23 protein-coding genes and 1 tRNA gene are annotated in these 20,543 nt (G+C 64.5%); 20 read left to right on the plus strand and 4 right to left on the minus strand.

Annotated features, from left to right (window positions below; genetic code table 11):
- Positions 1 to 20: 20 nt before the first annotated feature.
- Complete coding sequence (locus ABT375_RS11545; protein WP_416462512.1) at positions 21 to 1,202, minus strand: Fic family protein; 1,182 nt, start codon at positions 1,200 to 1,202, stop codon at positions 21 to 23.
- 145 nt (positions 1,203 to 1,347) lie between these two features.
- Between ABT375_RS11545 and ABT375_RS11550 the strand changes: the two genes are divergently transcribed.
- The 14 genes from ABT375_RS11550 (at position 1,348) to ABT375_RS11615 (ending at position 14,481) form a co-directional block, all read left to right on the plus strand.
- On the plus strand, positions 1,348 to 2,346 hold the full coding sequence (locus ABT375_RS11550; protein ID WP_416462513.1) for a nucleotidyltransferase domain-containing protein: 999 nt from the start codon (positions 1,348 to 1,350) through the stop codon (positions 2,344 to 2,346).
- A 161-nt stretch (positions 2,347 to 2,507) separates the two neighbouring features.
- Positions 2,508 to 4,532 carry a conjugal transfer protein TraG gene (locus ABT375_RS11555; protein ID WP_416462514.1) on the plus strand — a complete coding sequence of 675 codons (2,025 nt, stop codon included), beginning with the start codon at positions 2,508 to 2,510 and terminating at the stop codon, positions 4,530 to 4,532.
- 7 nt (positions 4,533 to 4,539) lie between these two features.
- Positions 4,540 to 4,944 carry a CopG family transcriptional regulator gene (locus ABT375_RS11560; protein ID WP_416462515.1) on the plus strand — a complete coding sequence of 135 codons (405 nt, stop codon included), beginning with the start codon at positions 4,540 to 4,542 and terminating at the stop codon, positions 4,942 to 4,944.
- Positions 4,944 to 5,960, plus strand: coding sequence for a P-type conjugative transfer ATPase TrbB (gene trbB, locus ABT375_RS11565; protein WP_416464890.1), 1,017 nt, complete (start codon positions 4,944 to 4,946; stop codon positions 5,958 to 5,960). The genes ABT375_RS11560 and trbB overlap by 1 nt, the downstream gene beginning before the upstream one ends.
- Before the next feature lies 1 nt (position 5,961).
- Positions 5,962 to 6,297: a TrbC/VirB2 family protein gene (locus ABT375_RS11570; protein ID WP_062731517.1), complete on the plus strand. Its 336-nt coding sequence runs from the start codon at positions 5,962 to 5,964 to the stop codon at positions 6,295 to 6,297.
- Positions 6,294 to 6,554: a conjugal transfer protein gene (locus ABT375_RS11575; protein ID WP_416462516.1), complete on the plus strand. Its 261-nt coding sequence runs from the start codon at positions 6,294 to 6,296 to the stop codon at positions 6,552 to 6,554. Before ABT375_RS11570 ends, ABT375_RS11575 begins: the two co-directional genes overlap by 4 nt.
- Positions 6,548 to 8,986 (plus strand): conjugal transfer protein TrbE, encoded by a 2,439-nt coding sequence (gene trbE / locus ABT375_RS11580; protein ID WP_416462517.1) that lies wholly within the window; start codon positions 6,548 to 6,550, stop codon positions 8,984 to 8,986. Before ABT375_RS11575 ends, trbE begins: the two co-directional genes overlap by 7 nt.
- 5 nt (positions 8,987 to 8,991) lie before the next feature.
- Positions 8,992 to 9,738, plus strand: a complete 747-nt coding sequence (gene trbJ / locus ABT375_RS11585) for a P-type conjugative transfer protein TrbJ (protein ID WP_416462518.1) — start codon at positions 8,992 to 8,994, stop codon at positions 9,736 to 9,738.
- Positions 9,739 to 9,849: 111 nt separating this feature from the next.
- Positions 9,850 to 11,154, plus strand: a complete 1,305-nt coding sequence (gene trbL / locus ABT375_RS11590) for a P-type conjugative transfer protein TrbL (RefSeq protein ID WP_416462519.1) — start codon at positions 9,850 to 9,852, stop codon at positions 11,152 to 11,154.
- Positions 11,155 to 11,173: 19 nt separating this feature from the next.
- Positions 11,174 to 11,974: a conjugal transfer protein TrbF gene (trbF, locus tag ABT375_RS11595; RefSeq protein ID WP_416462520.1), complete on the plus strand. Its 801-nt coding sequence runs from the start codon at positions 11,174 to 11,176 to the stop codon at positions 11,972 to 11,974.
- On the plus strand, positions 11,971 to 12,828 hold the full coding sequence (trbG, locus tag ABT375_RS11600; RefSeq protein ID WP_416462521.1) for a P-type conjugative transfer protein TrbG: 858 nt from the start codon (positions 11,971 to 11,973) through the stop codon (positions 12,826 to 12,828). The genes trbF and trbG overlap by 4 nt, the downstream gene beginning before the upstream one ends.
- Entirely contained in the window at positions 12,825 to 14,060 is a 1,236-nt protein-coding gene (locus ABT375_RS11605; RefSeq protein ID WP_416462522.1) for a TrbI/VirB10 family protein, read from the plus strand. Before trbG ends, ABT375_RS11605 begins: the two co-directional genes overlap by 4 nt.
- 1 nt (position 14,061) lies before the next feature.
- Entirely contained in the window at positions 14,062 to 14,277 is a 216-nt protein-coding gene (locus ABT375_RS11610; protein WP_416462523.1) for a DUF2274 domain-containing protein, read from the plus strand.
- Between the two features lie 6 nt (positions 14,278 to 14,283).
- Positions 14,284 to 14,481 carry a helix-turn-helix domain-containing protein gene (locus ABT375_RS11615; RefSeq protein ID WP_416464891.1) on the plus strand — a complete coding sequence of 66 codons (198 nt, stop codon included), beginning with the start codon at positions 14,284 to 14,286 and terminating at the stop codon, positions 14,479 to 14,481.
- Here the strand turns inward: ABT375_RS11615 and ABT375_RS11620 are convergent.
- Together ABT375_RS11620 and ABT375_RS11625 are read right to left on the minus strand one after the other, a co-directional pair.
- Positions 14,478 to 15,713 (minus strand): tyrosine-type recombinase/integrase, encoded by a 1,236-nt coding sequence (locus ABT375_RS11620; protein WP_416464892.1) that lies wholly within the window; start codon positions 15,711 to 15,713, stop codon positions 14,478 to 14,480. The genes ABT375_RS11615 and ABT375_RS11620 overlap by 4 nt on opposite strands.
- Positions 15,714 to 15,886: 173 nt before the next feature.
- Positions 15,887 to 15,973: transfer RNA gene (locus tag ABT375_RS11625), tRNA-Leu, on the minus strand.
- 130 nt (positions 15,974 to 16,103) lie between these two features.
- Between ABT375_RS11625 and ABT375_RS11630 the strand changes: the two genes are divergently transcribed.
- From ABT375_RS11630 to ABT375_RS11640, 3 genes are all read left to right on the plus strand, one after another.
- A complete protein-coding gene (locus ABT375_RS11630) occupies positions 16,104 to 16,871 on the plus strand; it encodes an alpha/beta hydrolase (RefSeq protein WP_224546339.1) in 768 nt (255 codons plus the stop codon).
- A complete protein-coding gene (locus ABT375_RS11635) occupies positions 16,871 to 17,743 on the plus strand; it encodes a tetratricopeptide repeat protein (RefSeq protein WP_416462524.1) in 873 nt (290 codons plus the stop codon). Before ABT375_RS11630 ends, ABT375_RS11635 begins: the two co-directional genes overlap by 1 nt.
- A gap of 88 nt (positions 17,744 to 17,831) precedes the next feature.
- Positions 17,832 to 18,077: a hypothetical protein gene (locus ABT375_RS11640; protein WP_235955024.1), complete on the plus strand. Its 246-nt coding sequence runs from the start codon at positions 17,832 to 17,834 to the stop codon at positions 18,075 to 18,077.
- Between the two features lie 21 nt (positions 18,078 to 18,098).
- Here the strand turns inward: ABT375_RS11640 and ABT375_RS11645 are convergent, their stop codons facing one another.
- Positions 18,099 to 18,806 (minus strand): SIMPL domain-containing protein, encoded by a 708-nt coding sequence (locus ABT375_RS11645; RefSeq protein WP_416462525.1) that lies wholly within the window; start codon positions 18,804 to 18,806, stop codon positions 18,099 to 18,101.
- Positions 18,807 to 18,910: 104 nt separating this feature from the next.
- On the opposite strand from ABT375_RS11645, the gene ABT375_RS11650 reads away from it, so the two are divergent.
- Genes ABT375_RS11650 through ABT375_RS11660 form a run of 3 tightly spaced genes read left to right on the plus strand, consistent with a single transcriptional unit; the run spans position 18,911 to position 20,539 of the window.
- Positions 18,911 to 19,345, plus strand: coding sequence for a VOC family protein (locus ABT375_RS11650; RefSeq protein WP_416462526.1), 435 nt, complete (start codon positions 18,911 to 18,913; stop codon positions 19,343 to 19,345).
- Between the two features lie 5 nt (positions 19,346 to 19,350).
- On the plus strand, positions 19,351 to 20,085 hold the full coding sequence (gene gloB, locus ABT375_RS11655; protein ID WP_416462527.1) for a hydroxyacylglutathione hydrolase: 735 nt from the start codon (positions 19,351 to 19,353) through the stop codon (positions 20,083 to 20,085).
- Positions 20,086 to 20,137: 52 nt separating this feature from the next.
- Positions 20,138 to 20,539: a hypothetical protein gene (locus tag ABT375_RS11660; protein ID WP_261935972.1), complete on the plus strand. Its 402-nt coding sequence runs from the start codon at positions 20,138 to 20,140 to the stop codon at positions 20,537 to 20,539.
- Positions 20,540 to 20,543: the final 4 nt, after the last annotated feature.

The following is a 20,543-nucleotide window of genomic DNA, read 5'->3' on the forward strand; positions in this document are numbered from 1 at the left end:
ATTATCCAATGGCCGGCCGATCAGCCGACGGCCGGGAGGGGCGCGGTGCCCTCGCTCAATATAGCCAAATACCTTCGATAGCCGAAGACGCGGCCTCGCTTTTTGCCCGTGATCTCTTCGACCACACCCAGCCGTTCAAGATCAGCAAGGACAGCATTGACGGTGGGGGCGGATAGGCCAGTCCGCTGAACCAACTGATTGGCGCTGAGAAAGGGATTCTGTTGGAAAAGTTCGTGAACCCGCAGCGCTGAGCTGGCGCGATCGCTGTTCGCAGTGACGTTTTCCCGGTCGTCCTTGAAGAGCTCGACGATGCGCGTGGCCGCATCGAAGGCCTGGTTGGCAGTGTCGGCGACGCCGGCGAGGAAGAAGTCGAGCCAAGCCTCCCAGGCGCCGTTCTCCCGCACTTCTTGCAGCAGTCGATAATATTCGGCGCGGTGTGATTTCAAATAGAGGCTGAGGTAGAGCAGCGGCTTGCGCAGGACGCCGTTGACGCAAAGGTACAGCGTCACCAGCAGACGGCCGATGCGGCCATTGCCATCAAGGAACGGGTGAATTGTCTCGAACTGGACGTGGAGGAGGCCCGCCTTGATCAGTGCGGGCAGGCGAGATTCACTCTCGTGCATGAAGCGTTCGAGAGCATCCAGGCAGCCATCGAGTTCCGTAATCGGCGGTGGCACAAACAGCGCGTTTCCTGGGCGCGTGCCGCCGATCCAGTTCTGCGATCGGCGGAATTCGCCGGGGCTCTTGGTGCCGCCCCGGCCGCTTTGCAGCAGGCGCTCATGCATCTCTCGGATGAGACGGAGCGACAGCGGCAATTCTTCCAGCCGATCGAGCCCGTACATCATAGCGTCGACGTAGTTCGAGACCTCGCGGATATCGTCGATCGGCTGGCCAGCCTGCGCCTCGGTTTCGAAGCGGAGCAGGTCCGACAAGGTCGATTGCGTGCCCTCGATCTGAGAGGACAGCACAGCTTCCTTTCGCACGTACATGTAGAGGAAGAGTTCCTGGCGCGGCAGCAGCATGGTGATGCCGTCGAGGCGCCCCAAGGCGCGCTCGGCCAGACTGAGACGGTCGAGGAGGCCCAGCACGTCGATGGGTGGCGCAGGTGGAAGCGGTGGTGGCACGAAGGCTCGCACAACCTCGTCCGCAACGGGGGTCTCGACGAAGCGGCCCAGCCGCAGATTCGGTTCAGGATCGACCATGCGGACCCAATATGCGGAAAAGCTCTTATTTAAGCAACTGGCACTTGGCTTAATTAGCAAACAAGCTAAGGTAAGCGGGCTTAAATAAGGGAGACGAGGGGGCGATGCGCTGGCGTGTACGATATCTACGAGGATGCGCTCGTGCGTGAGGCGGGACCATCGGCGCGCCCATGCGCGCGGTCAAGGCTTGCCAAGCGCCTGGTCTCTCGCGAGAATCGCCGCCGTGCGCTCTGATGTTGATCATCTGCCCTCGGTCCAGCAAAGCGAACTGGATCGGGTGAAGCAATTGCTGATGGGCGAGTTCGCTGAGGCGACGGCCCGCGCGAACCAGCCTTGGAAAAAGAACGGGCGCATCCTCAAGGTCATCCTGTTCGGCAGCTATGCGCGTGACGATTGGGTCGACGAGCCAGAGAATGGCTATCAGTCCGACTACGACCTGCTGATCATCGTCAGCCATCCCGACCTTACCGACATTGCCGACTACTGGTACGTCGCCGAGGACAAGATCCTACGCGATACCGCGATCGCGCGGCCGGTGAACATCATCGTCCATACCCTGCAGGAGGTGAATCAGGCGCTGAGCCGTGGCGAATATTTCTGGGTCGATATCGCGCGCGACGGGATCGTTCTCTACGAGTTGCCCGGAAGTGCGCTTGCCACGCCTCAACCGCTGACCGCTGCTGATGCCTACGAGATGGCAGGCATATACCTGACAGAATGGCTACCGAGTACTGATCGGGCGTTGGCCACGGCAAAAGAACAGGCGCTGAAAGGGATTGAGGATCTCGGGTGGCGCAAAGAGGCGGCATTCTCACTTCACCAAGCGACGGAGCGGGCCTACATATGCTTCCTGCTCGTCCGCACCCTCTACTTTCCTCGCTCCCACAACATCAAATTCCTGCGGTCACTGGCGGAGTGCAGCGAGGCACGGCTGATCGAAGCATGGCCGCGCGCTACCCGGATTGACCGCCGCCGCTTCGAGCTGCTGAAGCGCGCCTATGTCGAGGCCCGCTATTCGGCGAACTACGAGATCGGCAACGACGACCTCGATGCTCTGGCACAGTCCATTCGCGCCCTTCGCGACATGATCGAGGCCGTTTCGCTCGAGCGCATCGAAACGCTCCGGATAGACGCCGGCCTCTAACAGTCGGACGACGCCTGCCAGATTGGCTCCGGTTCCGGTATCTGACCGGAACGGGCCGACGCGAGCCCATCTGCGCCCATCAGCTCCGTTCCGTTTTTCAGGCCCGTCCCCGAGTCTGAAACCGCCCCAGCCGATCCTGTTCGGCGGGCGGGAGCCTCGACGTGACACCCACCAAATTGCTCATCGGTCAGATCCTTGTCGTCTTCGCGATCGTGATCGCGGGGGTCTGGGCCGCGACGCAGTGGGCAGCGGCGATGCTCGCCTATCAGCCCGAACTGGGCCTGCCGTGGTTCCGGCTCGGCAAAATGCCAATCTACCATCCTTGGGCGCTGTTCGGCTGGTGGTATCACTATGATGCCTATGCCCCCATCGTCTTCGACAAGGCGGGCATGCTCGCCGGCGCCAGCGGCTTTATCGGCTGCGCGGCAGCGATCTTCGGCTCGATATGGCGCGCGCGCCAATCGAGCAACGTCACCACCTATGGTTCGGCGCGCTGGGCAAGCCCCCGCGAGATCGAGCGCGCCGGGTTGCATCGCGACGCCGGCGTCATGCTCGGCATGCTTGGCGGCCGCTATCTCCGCCACGACGGCCCCGAGCACATCATGGCGTTCGCGCCCACGCGGAGCGGCAAGGGCGTGGGCCTCGTCGTTCCGACCTTGCTGTCTTGGACCGGCTCAACCGTTGTCCACGATATAAAGGGTGAAAACTGGACGCTGACCGCGGGCTGGCGCGCACGTTTCTCGCACTGCTTGCTCTTCAATCCGACCGACGCCGCATCGGCGCATTACAATCCACTGCTCGAAGTCCGGCGCGGCATCGACGAAGTGCGCGACGTCCAGAATATCGCGGACGTTCTCGTCGATCCAGAAGGCGCGCTCGAACGCCGCAACCATTGGGAAAAGACCAGCCATTCGCTGCTCGTCGGCGCGATCCTGCACGTGCTGTATGCCGAGGAGGAAAAGACACTGGCCCGCGTCGCGACCTTCCTGTCCGATCCGCAGCGCAGCTTCGTCGCCACGCTCCGCCGGATGATGACCACCAATCATATCGGCGACGACAACAACCCCAGGGTCCATCCGGTCGTCGCCTCGGCCGCGCGGGAGCTGCTCAACAAGAGTGAGAATGAGCGGTCCGGCGTGCTGTCGACCGCCATGTCCTTCCTTGGCCTGTATCGTGATCCAACAGTCGCCGAGGTCACCTCGCGATGCGACTGGCGGATCGTCGACCTGATCGAGGCCGACCAACCGCTGTCACTCTATCTCGTCATTCCGCCGTCGGACATCAGCCGTACCAAGCCGCTGATCCGCCTTGTGCTCAACCAGATTGGCCGCCGTCTCACCGAGCGACTGGACCAGCCCGGTACATCCTCGCGCCGGCACCAACTCCTGATGATGCTCGACGAGTTCCCGGCGCTGGGGCGTCTCGATTTCTTCGAGACCAGCCTTGCCTTCATGGCGGGCTACGGCATTCGTGCCTTCCTGATCGCGCAGAGCCTCAACCAGATCGAGAAGGCGTATGGCGACCACAACGCCATCCTCGACAACTGTCATGTCCGTGTCGCTTTCGCGACCAATGACGAACGCACCGCCAAGCGCATTTCCGATGCGCTCGGCACCGCGACCGAGCAGCGCGCCATGCGCAACTATGCCGGGCACCGGCTTGCCCCCTGGCTCGCGCACGTCATGGTCAGCCGCCAGGAAACCGCCCGCCAACTCCTGACGCCTGGTGAGGTGATGCAGCTTTCGCCCGATGACGAGATTGTTCTCGTCTCCGGGCTCGCGCCAATCCGCGCGCGCAAGCTACGCTATTTCCGCGATCGCAACTTCGCTGCGCGCGTCGCACCCGCGCCGGTGCTGGCATCGGGCCAATATGTCGACCGCCCGAAATCGCGCAGCAACGACTGGTCCGACCAGGTGCGCGGCATCGACGCCCGCCTGCACCAGGCCGAGGATGCCGCAGGGGGCGAGGACGATGGCGGCATGCAGCAGCAACGCCATCCCGGACTTCCTGAACAAGTTTCCAAATCAACCGACGCCGCTGAAACGCGCGATCCCGAGATCGTGCCCGACGACGACGATGTCGCCGCCGACAAGCGCGCCATGGACCAGGCGCAAGGGCAGAACGCCATCGTGCGGGGCCATGCCATCAACGAGGGCGCCAAGCGCGACCTCATACCGGATTTCTGAGGCTGCGATGAAGATCCGCCAGAACCTCTATATCGACCGCGAACTCAGCGACGCGCTGGAGGCGCTCGCCGCCGGTCCGCGCGGCAACAAGAGCCACCTCGTTAATGACGCACTGAAGGACTGGCTGGCGCGCCGGGGGACCAAGGAAGTCGACGACCTCCTGAAGGTTCGCCTCGACCGTCTGACACGCGAACTCGCAGGCGCGCGGCGCGATATTGATGTGCTACTTGAAAGCCTGTCGCTGTTCGTCCGCTACCAGCTGATGGTGACGGCACCGTTGCCCGAAGCTGATGCCGCTGCCCGCGCCATCGGCCGCGACCGGTTCGAGGCGTTCGTCTCGCAGGTCGGCCGCCACATCGCTGGCGGCAAGCGCACACTCGCACCCGTCGAACCCGACGGAGGCGCATCATGATGTCCGCCCAGACGACAAGCGTCTCGGCGGAACGCCGTCGCGCCATGCTACGCACCGCGGTGGGGCCCGCTATTGCCGCCGCGCTCGCCGACCCGCGCGTCATCGAGATCATGGTCAATCCCGACGGCTCGTTGCGCGTCGATATCCTCGGCGAGGGTCGTGTCGATACCGACGTGAAGCTCGATGCGCCCCAGGTCGAGCGGATCATCCGGCTGGTGGCATCCCATGTCCGATCCGAAGTCCATGGCGACAAGCCCATCGTGTCGGCCGAACTGCCTCCCCTCGGCTCCGGCGCCGGGGAGCGGTTCGAGGGAATCCTCCCCCCGGTTTCGACCGCCCCGTGCTTTTCGATCCGCAAGCCGGCGGCCCGCATCTACACGCTGATGGACTATGTGACCGACGGCATCATGTCGGCGGAGGCAGCGCGCCTCCTCTCGCTCGCCGTCGTCGATCGCCGCAACATCCTCGTCGCGGGCGGGACCAGCTCGGGCAAGACGACGCTCGCCAACGCGCTGCTCGCCGAAATGGCGCATCTCGACGAACGGGTGATCCTGATCGAGGATACCCGCGAGCTGCAATCGCCGGCGCGCGACACCGTCGCGCTCAGGACCCGGCCAAGCTCATCCGACAAGAACACCGCCGTCACCATGGGCGATCTCGTGCGCTCGACGCTGCGCCTTCGACCCGATCGCATCATCGTCGGCGAGGTGCGTGGGGGCGAAGCATTGGACATGCTGAAGGCCTGGAACACCGGTCATCCCGGCGGGATCGCCACCGTCCACGCCAACAGTGCGGCGTCCGCGCTCTACCGGATCGAGCAGCTCATCCAGGAAGCCGTGGTCACCGTGCCACGCCGCCTGGTCGCAGACGCCATCGACATCATCGTCTTCATCGCGGGCCGCGGCACCGCGCGGCGCATCGAGACGATCGCCCGCGTCGCCGGGCTCGACCCCGATGGCGGCTACGCCGTCGTCGATCTCACCCCAACCCCAACCCCCAACAATGAAGGAGACTGACATGACCATCGTTCGTATTTCCAACCGCGACCGCTTCTTCCTCACCGGGCTGGTGCTCGGCCTGTCGATCACCATGACCAGCCGCGTCTATGCCAGCGGCGCGGGTATGCCGTGGGAAGAGCCACTCCAGCAGGTGCTGGAGTCGGTCCAGGGACCAGTTGCCAAGATCGTCGCGGTACTGATCATCATTTCCACGGGGCTTGCTCTCGCATTCGGCGAGACCTCCGGCGGCTTCCGCAAGCTCATCCAGATCGTCTTCGGCCTGTCGATTGCGTTCGCGGCGTCGAGCTTCTTCCTGTCCTTCTTCAGCTTCGGCGGCGGGGCGCTCGTCGCGTGAGCCACATCGAGGGATTCGAGGCGCCCATCCACGCCAGCCTAGGGCAAGCCATCCTGCTGGGTGGCGCGCCCCGTGGCATCGCGATCGTCAACGGCACGATCGCCGCCGCGGTCGGGCTGGGCCTGCAGCAATGGCTGGTCGGGATCGGCATCTGGGCGATTGGCCACAGTATCGCTGTGTTCGCGGCCCGTCGCGACCCGGACTTCGTGCCGGTGCTGCTCCGCCATCTGCGCCAGAAAGGATATCTGGCATGCTGAACCTAGCGGAATACCGGTCGCGCGCCGACCGGCTTGCCGACCATCTGCCATGGGCCGCGCTGGTCGCCCCCGGCGTCATCCTCAACAAGGACGGCAGCTTCATGCGGTCCTTCGCCTTTCGCGGTCCCGATCTCGAAAGCGCGACCGAAGCAGAACTGGTTTCGGCCTGCGCACGGGCGAACAATGTGCTCAAGCGGCTCGGCTCGGGCTGGGCGCTGTTTTTCGAGGCCGAGCGGCGGGATGCGCTTGGCTATCCCGAGAGCGCCTTTCCCGACGCAGCGTCCGGGCTCGTCGAGCGGGAGCGGCGCGCCGGGTTCGAAGCCGAGGGCCAGCATTTCGAGAGTGTCTATCACGGCACGCTGGTTTGGTTGCCACCCGCCGACAGCAGCGATGCGGCGGGACGGACGCTGGTCGAGCGGCCCGACGACGCGAAGGGTCGGGACTGGCACGCCAGCCTCGTCGGCTTTATCGCCGAGACCGATCGTGTGCTCGACCTCCTGTCGGGCTTCATGCCCGAGGTGCGGCCCTTAAGCGACGCCGAGACGCTGACCTATCTCCACGGCACCGTTTCCAGCCGCCGCCATCCGGTCGCCGTGCCGGAGACACCGATCTATCTTGATGCGCTGCTAGCCGACACGCCGCTGGTGGGTGGGCTGGAGCCCATGCTCGGCGACCGCCATCTGCGCACGCTGACGGTGCTGGGATTCCCGAACCTCAGCCGGCCCGGCATCCTCGACGTGCTCAACTTGTCAGATTTCGGCTACCGCTGGGTTACGCGCTTTATCGCGCTCGACAAGACAGACGCTACAAGCGCGCTGACGAAGATCAGGCGGCAATGGTTCAACAAGCGCAAATCGATCACCGCGCTGCTGCGCGAGGTTATGTACAACCAGCCCGTCCAGCTTCTCGACACCGACGCCGACAACAAGGTGGTCGATGCCGATCTTGCGCTGCAGGCGCTCGGCGGCGATCACGTCGCTTTCGGCTATCTGACGACGACAATCACGGTGTCGGACGTCGACCGCACCCGCGCCGAGGACAAGGTCCGCGCGGTCGAGCGGATCATCAACGGCCTTGGTTTCACAGCGAAGCGCGAGGGCGTCAACGCGGTCGAGGCGTGGCTGTCGTCGCTGCCCGGCCAGGCCTATGCCAATGTGCGCCAGCCGCTGGTCCATACCCTCAACCTCGCTCATCTCATGCCACTGTCGTCAGTCTGGGCAGGTCCGACGGAAAACAGGCATCTCGGCGGGCCACCGCTGCTCTATGCCCAGACCAGCGGATCGACCCCGTTTCGCCTCTCGACCCATGTCGGCGATGTCGGGCATATGCTCGTCGTCGGCCCGACTGGCGCGGGCAAGTCGGTGTTGCTGGCGCTTATCGCGCTCCAATTCCGGCGCTATCCCGGCTCCCAGCTCTATATCTTCGACAAGGGCTATTCAGCGCGAGCGGCCGTGCTGGCGATGGGCGGTGCGCATCATGCGCTGGGCCTCGGAGCGGACAGCGGCGACACCCTGGCATTCCAGCCGCTGCGCCGAATCGACGATGCCAGCGAACGCAGTTGGGCGGCGGAATGGATCGCGGCGCTGCTGGCCCACGAGAAGGTTATGGTCACCCCCGAGGTGAAGGACGCCGTCTGGTCGGCCTTGGGCAGTCTCGCATCGGCACCCCCGGAGGAGCGCACGCTGACCGGGTTCGCCATGCTGCTCCAATCGAATGCGCTGCGCACTGCGCTCACCGCCTATACGCTCGACGGCCCCTATGGCCGACTTCTCGACGCGGCGGAACAGCATCTCGCACTCGCAGACGTCCAGTGCTTCGAGACCGAGGCGCTGATGGGACAGGCTGGCGTGGTCGCCCCGGTGCTGACCTATCTCTTCCACCGGCTCGAGGAGCGTTTCGACGGTCGGCCAACGCTGCTGGTGCTCGACGAGGCCTGGATCTTCCTCGACCATCCGCTTTTCGCCGCGCGCATCCGCGAATGGTTGAAGACGCTCCGCAAAAAGAATGTCGCGGTGCTGTTCGCGACGCAGAGTCTGGCGGACATCGCCGACAGCAGCATCGCGCCCGCCATCATCGAGAGCTGCCCGCAGCGCATATTGCTGCCGAACGACCGGGCGATCGAACCGCAGTCGCGCGCCGCCTATGAGCGGTTTGGCCTCAACGACCGGCAGATCGAGCTGATCAGCCGCGCCACGCCCAAGCGGCATTATTATCTGCAATCCGCACGCGGCAACCGCCTGTTCGAACTCGGCCTTGGCCCGATTGCGCTCGCGTTGTGCGGCGCGTCCGATCCCGCGACGCAGGTACGAATCGACGCTCTGCTGGCTGAGCACGGCCCCGAGGATTTCGCGGCCCGCTTCCTTGAAGGAGCCGGCCTCGACTGGGCCGCCGAGCTCCTCCCCGACTTTCCCGTCCCCCAAGCCAAGGAGTAAAAGCCATGCCCGCATTTCCCCTCCGCAAATACATCACAGCCGGTGCGCTCGGTATCGCTGCCGCGGGTGCTGGCCTTGTCGGCACCCTGTTGCCGAGTACGCCCGCGCGTGCGATCGTCGTGTTCGATCCCAGCAACTACAGCCAGAACCTGCTCACCGCCGCGCGGACCCTCCAGCAGGTCAACAACCAGATCCGCAGCTTGCAGAACCAGGCACAGAGCCTGATCAACCAAGCGAAGAATCTCACAACGATCAGTTTTCCCGAGATCCAGGCGATCACCCAGACGCTTCAGCAGATCGACCAGCTGATGGGACAGGCGCAGGGCATCCAGTTCCGCGTCGACGGTCTCGACCAGCAGTTCCGTGCATTATTTCCGCAGGGCTTCAACCAAGCGATGACCATGAACGGCCAGGTTGCAGCCGCGCGGACACGGCTCGACACCGAGATGGTAGCCTACAGACAGACGATGGGCGTGCAGGCGCAGGTCGTCGAGAATGTCCAGGATGACGCACAGACCCTAAGCGGCATCGTATCGCGAAGTCAGGGCGCCGAAGGCGCGCTGCAAGTCAGCCAAGCCACCAACCAGCTGCTCGCGCTGACCGCCAAGCAGCAGTTCCAGATCCAGAACCTGATGGCGGCACAATATCGGGCGCAGGCAATCGAGCAGGCGCGCCGCGCACAGGCCGAGATCGACGCGCGCGCCGCAACCACCAAGTTCCTCGGTTCCGGCTCGGCCTACACCCCCCAATAGGCCCGAGCCGGTGCGCGGGCAGCGGCGAATTCGCCTCTTCGCCGCTGCCGCCGCGGGGTTCGGTCCCGCTCCCCAGATCGGACCCCGCGGCTTCATTTCCAGGATTTCCTTATGAACGACCTGAACGTCATCGACCGGTTCCTGCAGACCTTCATCCGCTACATCGACAGCGGGTTTGGGCTGCTGGGCGGCGACGTCGCCTTCCTGACCACGACCCTGATCGGCATCGACATCACGCTTGCCGGGCTATTCTGGGCGATGGGCGGCGAGCAGGATGTGATCGGGCGTTTCCTGCGCAAAATCCTCTATGTCGGCGCGTTCGCCTTCATCCTGAACCGCTTCTCGACCCTGGCCGACATCATCTTCAACTCCTTTGCGGCGGCCGGCCTGACCGCGGGCGGCGGCACGCTCTCGGCGGACGATCTCCTGAAACCCGGCCGCCTTGCTGGCACAGGTTTCTCGGCAGCCTGGCCGCTCCTCGAACAGGTGTCGAAACTGATGGGTTTCACCAGCTTCTTCGACAATTTCCTGACCATCATCGTGCTGCTGTTTGCCTGGGCGATCGTGATCATCGCCTTCTTCATACTCGCCGTGCAGATGTTCGTGTGCATCGTCGAGTTCAAGCTGACGACGCTTGCGGGCTTCGTGCTGGTGCCCTTCGCGCTCTGGAACCGGACCAGCTTCCTCGCCGAGCGCGTGCTGGGCAACGTGGTGAGTTCCGGCATCAAGGTGATGGTTCTCGCCGTCATCGTCGGCATCGGCTCGAATTTCTTCAATGAGTTCACCGCTGCCCTGCAGGGCCAGGAACCCGACATCGGGCAGGCCATGAGCCTCGTGCTGGCGTCGCTCACGCTGTTCGGCCTCGGTATCTTCGGTCCCGGCATCGCCTCGGGCCTTGTCGCCGGTGCCCCGCAGCTCGGCGCGGGTGCAGCGGTCGGCACGACGGTCGGCGCAGCCGGTATCGTCGCGCTGGGCGGCGGCGCCGCCATGGGGGCAGCTCGCGCCGCTGGTGGCGCAGCACTCGGTGCAATCCGGGCCGGCACGACGATGGGGTCGGCGGCCTCCACCTCCTACCAGCTTGGCCAGACCGCGGCCGGATCTTCGAGCGTCGGCGCCGGCATCGGCGGCATGGCACAGGCGGCCGGCAACGCTGCCCGCCAGAAAGCATCGACGGCGCTGGGCTTGGGCCAGGCCGCCGAGCGCGGTCGTGACGCCGCCTGGGCCGCCCTCAACGGCGGAGCCAATTCGAACGGATCATCTTCGGGCACTGCCGCCGACGGCGCTCCCTCCTGGGCGCAGTCGCTGCGCCGCCAACAGGACTCCCGCCACCACCGCCACGTCGCGCTTCAGACGCTGAAGGAAGGCGATCGTGGCGGCGCATCCGCCACTCCAGACATCAAGGAAAGGGAAGATTGAGCCATGATCTTCATACCGCATGTTTTTTAAGCGCGCCGTCCAGCGCTACGCGCAGACGCCTGAACCCGAGACGCCCTATCAACGCGCCGGCCAGGTCTGGGATGACCGTATCGGGTCCGCCCGCGTCCAGGCCCGCAACTGGCGGATGATGGCATTCGGCACACTGTCGTTGTCGACCGCCATGTCAGGTGCCCTCATCTGGCAGTCGCTGCAGAGCCGGGTCACGCCCTATGTCGTCGAGGTCAATCGCCTGGGCGAGGCCCGGGCGGTGACTGAGGCCGAAGCGGGCTATCGCCCCACCGATCCCCAGATCGCCTGGCATCTGGCGAAGTTCATCGAGAATGTCCGTGGAGTCTCGCTCGATCCAGTGCTGATGCGCCGCGACTGGCTCTCGGCCTATGACTTCACCACGACGCGGGGGAGCCAGTTCCTTGGCGACTATGCCCGCGCCGCAGACCCCTTCGCCAGAATCGGCGAGCGCACTGTGTCAGTCCAGGTAACCAGCGTCGTCCGCGCATCCGAACGGTCGTTTCAAGTGAAATGGACCGAGACGGCCTATGAGCGTGGGAGTGAGGCGGGTTCCTCGCACTGGACCGGCATCTTGACGATCCTGACTAAGCCGCCGGTATCGGCCGATACGCTCCGCAGGAACCCGCTTGGCATCTACATCGACGCGATCGACTGGAGCCGCGAACTCGAGCCCGCGGCGTCGACTGCTGCCGCGCGTACCGCGCAACCGCCCAGCAACGTGCCGCTCGGCTCGCCGCTCGACCCGAACCTTGCCGCTCAACCTACCGTCAATACGGAGACCCAGCCATGACCCGAACTCTCACAACCACGTTGCTGTCGCCTTGCTTCATCCTTCTCGCCGGCAGCGCAGGGGCGAGTCCGCCGATCCGCAACGCGTCGCGCGAAGTCGCGCCGGTCGCCATCGCCAACCGCGCGGCGACGATCGAGCCGACCGCGCAGGGGTTCATCAACGCCGTCCAGGTCTATCCTTTCACCGACGGCGCGATCTATCGAGTCATCACCGCACCGGAGAGGGTGACTGACATCGCGCTGCAACCAGGCGAGACGTTGGTCGCTGTGGCAAGCGGAGACACGGTGCGCTGGGTGATCGGCGATACCACCAGCGGGTCGAGCACGGAGAAGCGGACCCATATACTGGTGAAGCCATTCAGTGCCGGCCTGTCCACCAATCTCGTCATCACCACGGACCGGCGCAGCTATCATATCGCGCTTACAACCACGGCGAAGACGGCGATGGCCGCGCTATCCTGGACCTATCCCCAGGATGCGCTGATCGCATTGAAGCGGGCCACCATTGCGGCCGAAGCGGCCGCGCCGGTCGCAGCCGGGATCGAGGTCGAACAGCTTCATTTCAACTATGCCGTATCGGGCGATCGACCGGCCTGGCGGCCGCTTCGTGCTTTCGACGACGGCCGCCAGACCTTCATCGAATTTCCCGCGACGCTGGCCGTCGGCGAGGCGCCGCCGATTTTCCTGGTGGACGGGAAAGGCGAGGCCCAACTCGTCAACTATCGCGTGAAGGGCCACTTTTACGTCGTCGATCGCATCTTCGACGTCGCCGAGCTTCGTCTCGGCACGAAGCACCAGCAGATTGTCCGGATCAGCCGGGTTGCGGACGGCGCGCCCAAGCGGAGGGGATCATGACCGTCGAGGCGGCAGCCCCAACGGCGACCGAGACCCCCGCCGTACCTGGCAAGGTGGACCCGGAAACGCTCGCGCTACGCGCCCAGCCTGCGCGGGCGATCCGCTTCAAGCGGGGCACCGTGGTGGTGATCGCGGCGCTCGGCTCGATCAGCCTGATCGCGACAGCCTGGGTCGCGCTGCGGCCGTCGGCATTGCACCTCGCTGGACAAGCCGACGACCAGACGGTCGTGGCGAAAGCGCCGACCGATACATTGAGCCGCTTGCCGGGCAGCTATGGCGACGTGCCCAAACTCGGACCGCCCCTGCCGGGCGATCTCGGCCGACCCATCCTCAATCATCAGCGTGCGATGGGCATTGAGCCGACGAACGGCGAAGCTGGTCGCGCGGACCAGGCCGCCGCGACCGAACGCGATCGACGGGCTGCGGAGTTAAGGGCGGCGCGGGAATCTGGATTACTGGTGCAATCTGGCATTCGCAACGATCCGACCCGCGTCGCTGATGCGACACTATCTTCTCCCCCGGCAGCGGCAGCGGCTGCGGAGCAGGCGCGGCTCGCGATCGATCCTGATCGTGATCCTAATGCGCAGCAGCGCAAGGCCGACTTTGTCGCGGCGCGCGACACTGGCGGCGATGTTAACGAGCATCGGCTGAGCCCGTCGGCGTCGCCGGACCTGCTGTCCGCTGGTAGTGTCATCGCGGCAAGCCTGATCACCGGGCTCAGGTCCGACCTTCCCGGCCTCGTCACCGCCCAGGTCACAGAGCGGGTTTTCGACAGCGCGACGGGCAGCATTCTTCTCATTCCGCAGGGCGCGCGGCTGATCGGCAATTACGACAGCGTGGTCGCTTTTGGGCAGAAGCGCGCACTGATCGTGTGGCAGCGGATCATCCTGCCGGACGGCAGTTCGATCCGGCTCGACAACGTGCCCGCAACTGACCCTTCAGGCTATGCAGGGCTTGCCGATAAAGTCGATTTCCACACCTGGACGCTACTCAAGGGCGTCGCGATTTCGACATTACTTGGCGTGGGGGCGAATGTCACTTTCTCGGGAGAGAGCGATCTCGTCCAGGCGATCCGTCAATCCACGCAGCAGAATGTGTCCCGCGCAGGAGACCAGATCACATCCCGCAACCTGCAAATCCAACCGACCATCACGGTCCGGCCCGGCGCGGCCGTTCGGCTAGTTGTGCACAAGGATCTCATTCTCGCACCTTGGCGAGAGAAGGAGCGCTGAAATGACCGACCTCAAATTGCCCAAGCTTCCCGATCGCAATCCGGTCAAACTCAGCATTGCTGTCATGCCGGACCTCCATCAGGCCTTGATCGACTATGCCGCGCTCTACGCAAAGACCTATGGTCGTGACGAGCCGGTTGCCGAGCTGATCCCTGCCATGCTCGCGGCCTTCCTCGAAAGTGACAGGAGCTTTGCGCGAAACAGGACGAAGCGGTGATCTATGATGCACAGTAACAATCCCCAAGAAGGGGCTGTCCTCATAGAGCCTCTGACGGTCCGCATCTCTACGGCGGTCCAGCTCACCGGTATCAGCCGCTCACGTCTTTACGAGCTGATCCAGTCTGGTGAGTTGGAAACCGTCAAGGTAGGGCGATCCACGCTGATCCCATATAAGAGCCTGAAAGCCCTGACCGGCGTCTAGCCTGGCGTGCCTCTGCCTTTACCAAAGTTCGGCCGCAGGATTCTCGCGCCGTCCCTCAGCTGGTCGAGATAGTCGGACCAGTGCTGCATCATGCGCACCCGTTCATCCCAATATTCACCGCGAGTGTAAGCACGGCGCACCATCGAAGTGTCGAGGTGGGCCAACTGCTTCTCGATGGCGTCCGGGTTCCAGATGCCCATCTCGTTGAGCAGGGTCGCAGCCATCGCGCGAAAGCCGTGCGCCGTCATTTCTTCCTGGCTATAGCCCAGTCGACGCAGTGCCGCGTTGATGGTGTTTTCCGACATGCACTGGCGTGGTGACCGGAACGACGGAAAAAGATACCTTCCGTCGCCTGTCAGCGGACGGAGTTCTTCCAGTAGCGCCATCGCCTGTTGCGACAGCGATACACGGTGCGGACGGCGCATTTTCATCTTTTCCGCCGGGAGCGACCAGACGGCGTCGTGCGTATTGATTTCCTCCCACTCTGCCTTGCGCAACTCGCCCGGCCGGACGAACAGATGGGGTGATAACCGCAAAGCGATCGCGGTGATTTCGTGACCTGTGTAACCGTCGATCGCGCGCAGGAGCGCGCCAGCCTCCTTGGGCGTCGTGATCGCGGCGAGATGCCGGACCTTCGGGGTGATGAGCGCGCCACGCAGGTCGGCCGCGACATCGCGATCCGCCCGAGCGGTCGCGATTGCATAGCGAAAAACCCGACTGAGCACGCTGCGCATCCGGCGTGCACTTTCGTAGCGGCCGGTCGCTTCTACCTTGCGCAGGACGGCCAGGACTTCCTGCGGTGATATCTTTGAGACAGGAAAGCTGCCGATCATGGGATAGGCCATGCCGAGCAGCCAGCGAATCTTGTCGAGCGTGATCGGCGCGCGACCCTCCCGCTCATTCTTCGCCACCCATTCTTCGGCGATCGTCTTGAATGTGTTGTCTGCGGCCACCTTGCGCGCAAGTGTGTCGCTCCGCTTCTCGGCGGCGGGGTCGAGCCCGGCGGCGATCTGCTCCCTTGCTACGGCGCGCTGCTGACGCGCCATAGCTATCCCTACCTCGGGCCACGCGCCAAAATAGAGCGTCTTCTGTCGACCGAGGTGCCGGTAGTTCATGCGCCAGAGTTTCGTACCGTTCGTCTGGACGATGAGATACAGCCCATCGGAATCGGCCAGTTTATAGGCCTTGTCCCGGGGCTTGGCGTTGGTGATCTGGATATGATTCAGTGCCATGATGGTGCCAGCTCCAAAGGGCTCTCCGGCACCATCAAAAACACCATCATTCTGATGGTGCTGTTGACGGATTCGGGTGGATGAGCCCGGATTCCATTTGGCGATTTTCACTGAAAAAATGCTGTAAAACCAGCTGCTTGCTGGACCTTCCCGGACGTCGCCGGAAAGGCCTCTGGTGCCCAGAAGAGGACTCGAACCTCCACGACCTTGCGATCGCCAGCACCTGAAGCTGGTGCGTCTACCAATTCCGCCATCTGGGCACGGGGTAGGAGGGCGCCTCTAACCGGGTCCCCCAATGCTGTCAACGCATTGTCTCCAATATTTTTCTCGCCATCGCAAAAAGCCGGTCTAAGGCGGAATCGTCGTCGCAAGATCATGAAGGATGCATCCGTGAACGCTATTCCCGCCACCCCGCCCGCGCTGTTCGCCCGGCCTGACGGGCTGCGCCTGGCCTATCGGCGACAGGGTGGCGTCGGACCGACGATCGTCTTCCTGCCCGGCTACATGTCCGACATGGAGGGCAGCAAGGCGGTCGCGCTGGAGCGGTGGGCCACAGAGCAGGGTCGCGCGATGCTGCGGCTGGACTATGCCGGTTGCGGCGCCAGCGAAGGCCGCTTTGTCGACGGGACGCTAGCGAGTTGGCGCGACGATGTGCTGTTGCTGCTGGACGCATTGACGCAGGGGCCGGTGGTGCTGGTCGGATCGTCCATGGGTGGGTGGCTGGCGTTGCTGGTGGCACTTGCACGGCCGAACCGCGTGGTGGGGGTGGTCGGCATCGCCGCCGCGCCCGACTTCACCGAATGGGGCTTTACCGACGCGGACAAGGCGCTGCTGACGACCGAGGGGCGGATCGAGGAGCCGTCACCATATAGCGAAGACCCTTATGTCACGACGCTGGCCTTCTGGCAGTCGGGGCAGGCATTGCGGCTGCTGGAGGGCGAGATCGCGATCGATTGCCCGGTGCGGCTGCTCCACGGTCAGCAGGACAAGGACGTGCCCTGGTATGTGGCGGTGAAGGCGGCGGCGCGGCTGCGTTCATCGGATGTGCAGACGTTGCTGATTAAGGACGGCGACCATCGTCTGTCGCGCGACGGCGACATCGCCCTGTTGATCCGCACCGTCGCCAGCCTGTTGGCCCAAATTGTGGATACCCATTGATGCTCCTTTTCCTGCCGATCCTGCTCCAGGCCTATGATCCCGAGATCGAGGCGGTGATGAACCGCAGCCGCAAGGAGAAGCAGGAAGAGCGCGCCGCTGCAGCGGCGGCGGCGGCGTCTCCTGCGGCGACGGCCCCGGCGCGGGCGGATGGGAAGATCCCCGTTCCCGCCAAATTCGCCGCGCCCTTCCAGGCGTGCCTGGACCAGGCGATCGAATCGCCCGACGCCGGGATCGCCTTCGCCCAGAAATGGCGGATCGACGGCGGCAGCTTCTATGCGCGCCATTGTATGGGCTTCGCCTATGCCCGGGCGGAGCGCTGGACACCCGCGATCGTCGCCTTCGAGCAGGCGGCCGAGGAAGCCGAGCGCAGTGGCGAGATGGTGGAGGCGGCGCGGCTCTGGGCGCAGGCCGGCAATGCCGCGATGGCGAGCGGCGACCTGCCCAAGGCGCGGGGCGATTTCGATGCGGCGCTGGCGCGCGGACTGCCCGACGGGCTGGAAAAGGGCGAGGTCCATCTGGACCGGGCGCGGGCGCTGGTAGCGCTGAACGAGCCGGATGCGGCGCGCGATTCGCTGGACATCGCGCTGGTGCAAGCGCCCAAAGATCCGCTGGCCTGGCTGTTGTCGGCGACGCTGGCGCGCCGGTCGGGCGAGATGAGCCTGGCGCAGGCGCATATCGCGCGCGCGGTGCAATTGTCGCCCGACGATGCCTCCGTGGCGCTGGAGGAGGGCAATATCGCGGTCCTGACCGATCATGCGGATATTGCGCGCGCGGCCTGGGTCCGAGCGATGAGGCTGGCCCCGGACGCGCCGCCCGGCAAGGCGGCGGCGGACAATCTGTCGCGGCTTCCGGTCGCCCAGCCTGCACGTTAAGATCACCAGCAAGACTTTGTAACGGAACCGCTTTCGCCTTCGCCCCGTTCGCTCGTCCGTAGCGGGGTTGCGTGAAGGAGACGGCGAGTTGGACAGTTATTGGAAGAAAAGCGCGGCGATCGGCCTGCTGCTGGTCGGTGCGATGGCGACCACCGCCTGTTCGCGCGGCGCCACGCGCGGCGGCCTGATCGGCGGTGCCGGCGGCGCGGTCGTGGGCAGCGCCACCGGTCTTGGCACAGTGGAAGGCGCGGCGATCGGTGGCGCCGTCGGCGCGGTCATCGGCGACAAGGACGATCGCTGTTCGCGTCGCGACCGTCGCCGGGGCCGGTGCTGAGACAGCGGGTGAGGCTGGCCGTTATTTTAGGTAGAAGTCGACGGTCGTGACGACGCGTACCTTCTTGTAAGGCGTGTCGCTCGATCCGTCGCCGCCTTCGCCATCGCGGGCGTCGATCGAGAAATAGCCCTGGGTGGCGCTCTTGATGCCCCCTACCCCGGACCCTGAATCCTTGGCGAACTGTTCGGCGGCGGCGCGCGCGTCACGGGTGGCGGCGGCGACCATGTCGGGCTTCACGTCGTTCAGCTTGGTGAAGCTATATTTCATGCCGGACCCTTCCTGCAGCGTCACACCGCGACGGACGAGATCGAATTGCTGCGCCACCGCCTTTTGCGCGCGGGCGATGTCTGTCGTGCGGAGCAGCATCCGCTGGGTAATGGTGATATTGTTGACGCCATTGTTGAGATATTGGTTCACCCCCGCGCCGGTCGGGGTCAGTTCGCCCGGTTTGAAGCCAAGGCCAGTGAAATAGGCCTGCAATTCCTTGGTGTTATTATCGATTTCGGCGCGAACGGTCGGCAGTTCGAAGCCGGTCGCCGAATAGCTGATCGACCAGGTGGCGAGGTCCGCCGTCACATCCTTTTCCGCTAGGCCGCGCACCGTGACCGATCGGTCCGCCGCCTTGGCCCGTTTCAGCCCGTCGCCGAGCAGATAGCCGCCCGCGATCGTCCCGAACGCCAGCAGCGCCGCGCCGCCCAGCAAAACCTTGTCCCGCATTTCCAACGCCATTGTCTGCTTCCCTCTTCCGTCCGGTGATGCGCGACCTTATCTTGGGTACACAGCTACGATCGCCGAGATGAACCGTTGCTTTATAGCGACGAACGGAGAAAGACTTGCCCAAATTTCTGCATAGCATGATCCGCGTCAGTGACGTCGGCAAGAGCATCGCCTTTTTCGACCTGCTGGGGCTGAAGGAGGTCAAGCGCTTCGACAGCGAGCAAGGGCGTTTCACGCTGGTCTATCTCGCCGCGCCGGGCGACGAGGACGCGCAGGTCGAACTGACCTACAATTGGCCACCGGCCGATGGCAGTGCAGCCGAAACCTATGATGGCGGGCGCAATTTCGGCCATATCGCGTATCAGGTCGAGAATATCTACGACACTTGCCAGCGGCTGATGGACGCCGGCGTCACGATCAACCGGCCGCCGCGTGACGGGCATATGGCGTTCGTGCGGACGCCGGACGCTATTTCGATCGAACTGTTGCAGGACGGGCGGCTGGAACCGGCCGAACCCTGGGCGTCGATGCCCAATATCGGCGTCTGGTAAACGCCATGCTGGAGGTTGTCCGCATCCCCGTGCTCAACGACAATTATGTCTGGCTGCTCCACGACGGGGCAAGCGACGAAACCGTCGCCATCGATCCGGCGGTGGCGGAACCGGTGTTGCAGGCGGCGGCCGCGCGCGGCTGGACCATCGGCCAGATCTGGAACACCCATTGGCATGGGGACCATGTCGGCGGCAATGCGGCGATCAAGGCGGCGGCAGAGGCATGGGGTGGATGCATCATCACCGGCCCGGCGGCAGAGGCCGAGAAGATCGGCACGCTGGACCGGACGGTGGTCGAAGGCGACAGCGTGCGGATCGGCGACCATGTCGCTGCTGTGATGGCGGTGCCGGCGCATACGGCGGGGCATATCGCCTATCATCTTGCCGACGATCAGATCCTGTTCGTGGGCGACACGCTATTCGCCATGGGCTGCGGCCGGCTGTTCGAAGGAACGGCGGCGCAGATGTTCAGCAATATGGCACGCTTCGCCGCGCTGCCGGACGACACGATCGTCTATTGCGCGCATGAATATACGCTCTCCAACGGCCGCTTTGCGCTGGGCGTGGAGCCGGGCAACGCCGCGCTGGCACGACGGGTCGCGGCGGTGGAGGCGGCGCGGTCGCGCGGCGAGGCGACGGTGCCGACCAGCATCGGGCTGGAGCGGGACACGAATATCTTCATGCGCGCGCGCAATGTGGCGGAACTGGCCGAACGGCGCGCAGCGAAGGACGCCGCCTGACGGTTTTTGCGCTATGGCGGCGTCCTAGATGCGGAGATGATGGAGAATCGCGATGCGCGGATGGATTGGGATGGCGCCGCTGCTGCTGGCGGCCTGCACCGGCAGCTATGAGCCGACGCCGCTGACCGACAAGCAGGCCACGAAACTCGACAAGGCGCTGGCTGGCAAGGTGGCGGGCGAGAAGGTCAGTTGCATCAATCGCGAACCGCAGACCAACCTGACGGTCATCAGCAACAATGTCCTGCTCTACAAGGTCAACCGCAAGCTGGTGTACAAGAATGACCTGATCGGCAGTTGCAGCGGCCTGACCTATGGCGACACGATGATCGTGCGCAGCTATGGATCGCAAATGTGCCGGGGCGACTTCACCACCACCGCCAATTTGCAGACGGGCATCACGACCGGCGCCTGCGCGCTGGGCGACTTCATACCCTATCGCGCACCGAAGCCATAAACAG

This window comes from Sphingomonas sp. VDB2, assembly GCF_047946695.1.
Taxonomy (GTDB): Bacteria; Pseudomonadota; Alphaproteobacteria; order Sphingomonadales; family Sphingomonadaceae; genus Sphingobium; species Sphingobium bisphenolicum.

Bases quoted from the DNA above. Each gene is read 5' to 3' on its own strand.
- ABT375_RS11545 (WP_416462512.1), bottom strand. From the start codon at position 1,202: ATGGTCGATCCTGAACCGAATCTGCGGCTGGGCCGCTTCGTCGAGACC.
- ABT375_RS11560 (WP_416462515.1), top strand. From the start codon at position 4,540: ATGAAGATCCGCCAGAACCTCTATATCGACCGCGAACTCAGCGACGCG.
- trbB (WP_416464890.1), top strand. From the start codon at position 4,944: ATGTCCGCCCAGACGACAAGCGTCTCGGCGGAACGCCGTCGCGCCATG.
- ABT375_RS11570 (WP_062731517.1), top strand. From the start codon at position 5,962: ATGACCATCGTTCGTATTTCCAACCGCGACCGCTTCTTCCTCACCGGG.
- trbE (WP_416462517.1), top strand. From the start codon at position 6,548: ATGCTGAACCTAGCGGAATACCGGTCGCGCGCCGACCGGCTTGCCGAC.
- trbJ (WP_416462518.1), top strand. From the start codon at position 8,992: ATGCCCGCATTTCCCCTCCGCAAATACATCACAGCCGGTGCGCTCGGT.
- trbL (WP_416462519.1), top strand. From the start codon at position 9,850: ATGAACGACCTGAACGTCATCGACCGGTTCCTGCAGACCTTCATCCGC.
- trbF (WP_416462520.1), top strand. From the start codon at position 11,174: ATGTTTTTTAAGCGCGCCGTCCAGCGCTACGCGCAGACGCCTGAACCC.
- trbG (WP_416462521.1), top strand. From the start codon at position 11,971: ATGACCCGAACTCTCACAACCACGTTGCTGTCGCCTTGCTTCATCCTT.
- ABT375_RS11605 (WP_416462522.1), top strand. From the start codon at position 12,825: ATGACCGTCGAGGCGGCAGCCCCAACGGCGACCGAGACCCCCGCCGTA.
- ABT375_RS11610 (WP_416462523.1), top strand. From the start codon at position 14,062: ATGACCGACCTCAAATTGCCCAAGCTTCCCGATCGCAATCCGGTCAAA.
- ABT375_RS11615 (WP_416464891.1), top strand. From the start codon at position 14,284: ATGCACAGTAACAATCCCCAAGAAGGGGCTGTCCTCATAGAGCCTCTG.
- ABT375_RS11620 (WP_416464892.1), bottom strand. From the start codon at position 15,713: ATGGCACTGAATCATATCCAGATCACCAACGCCAAGCCCCGGGACAAG.
- ABT375_RS11635 (WP_416462524.1), top strand. From the start codon at position 16,871: ATGCTCCTTTTCCTGCCGATCCTGCTCCAGGCCTATGATCCCGAGATC.
- ABT375_RS11645 (WP_416462525.1), bottom strand. From the start codon at position 18,806: ATGGCGTTGGAAATGCGGGACAAGGTTTTGCTGGGCGGCGCGGCGCTG.
- gloB (WP_416462527.1), top strand. From the start codon at position 19,351: ATGCTGGAGGTTGTCCGCATCCCCGTGCTCAACGACAATTATGTCTGG.
- ABT375_RS11660 (WP_261935972.1), top strand. From the start codon at position 20,138: ATGCGCGGATGGATTGGGATGGCGCCGCTGCTGCTGGCGGCCTGCACC.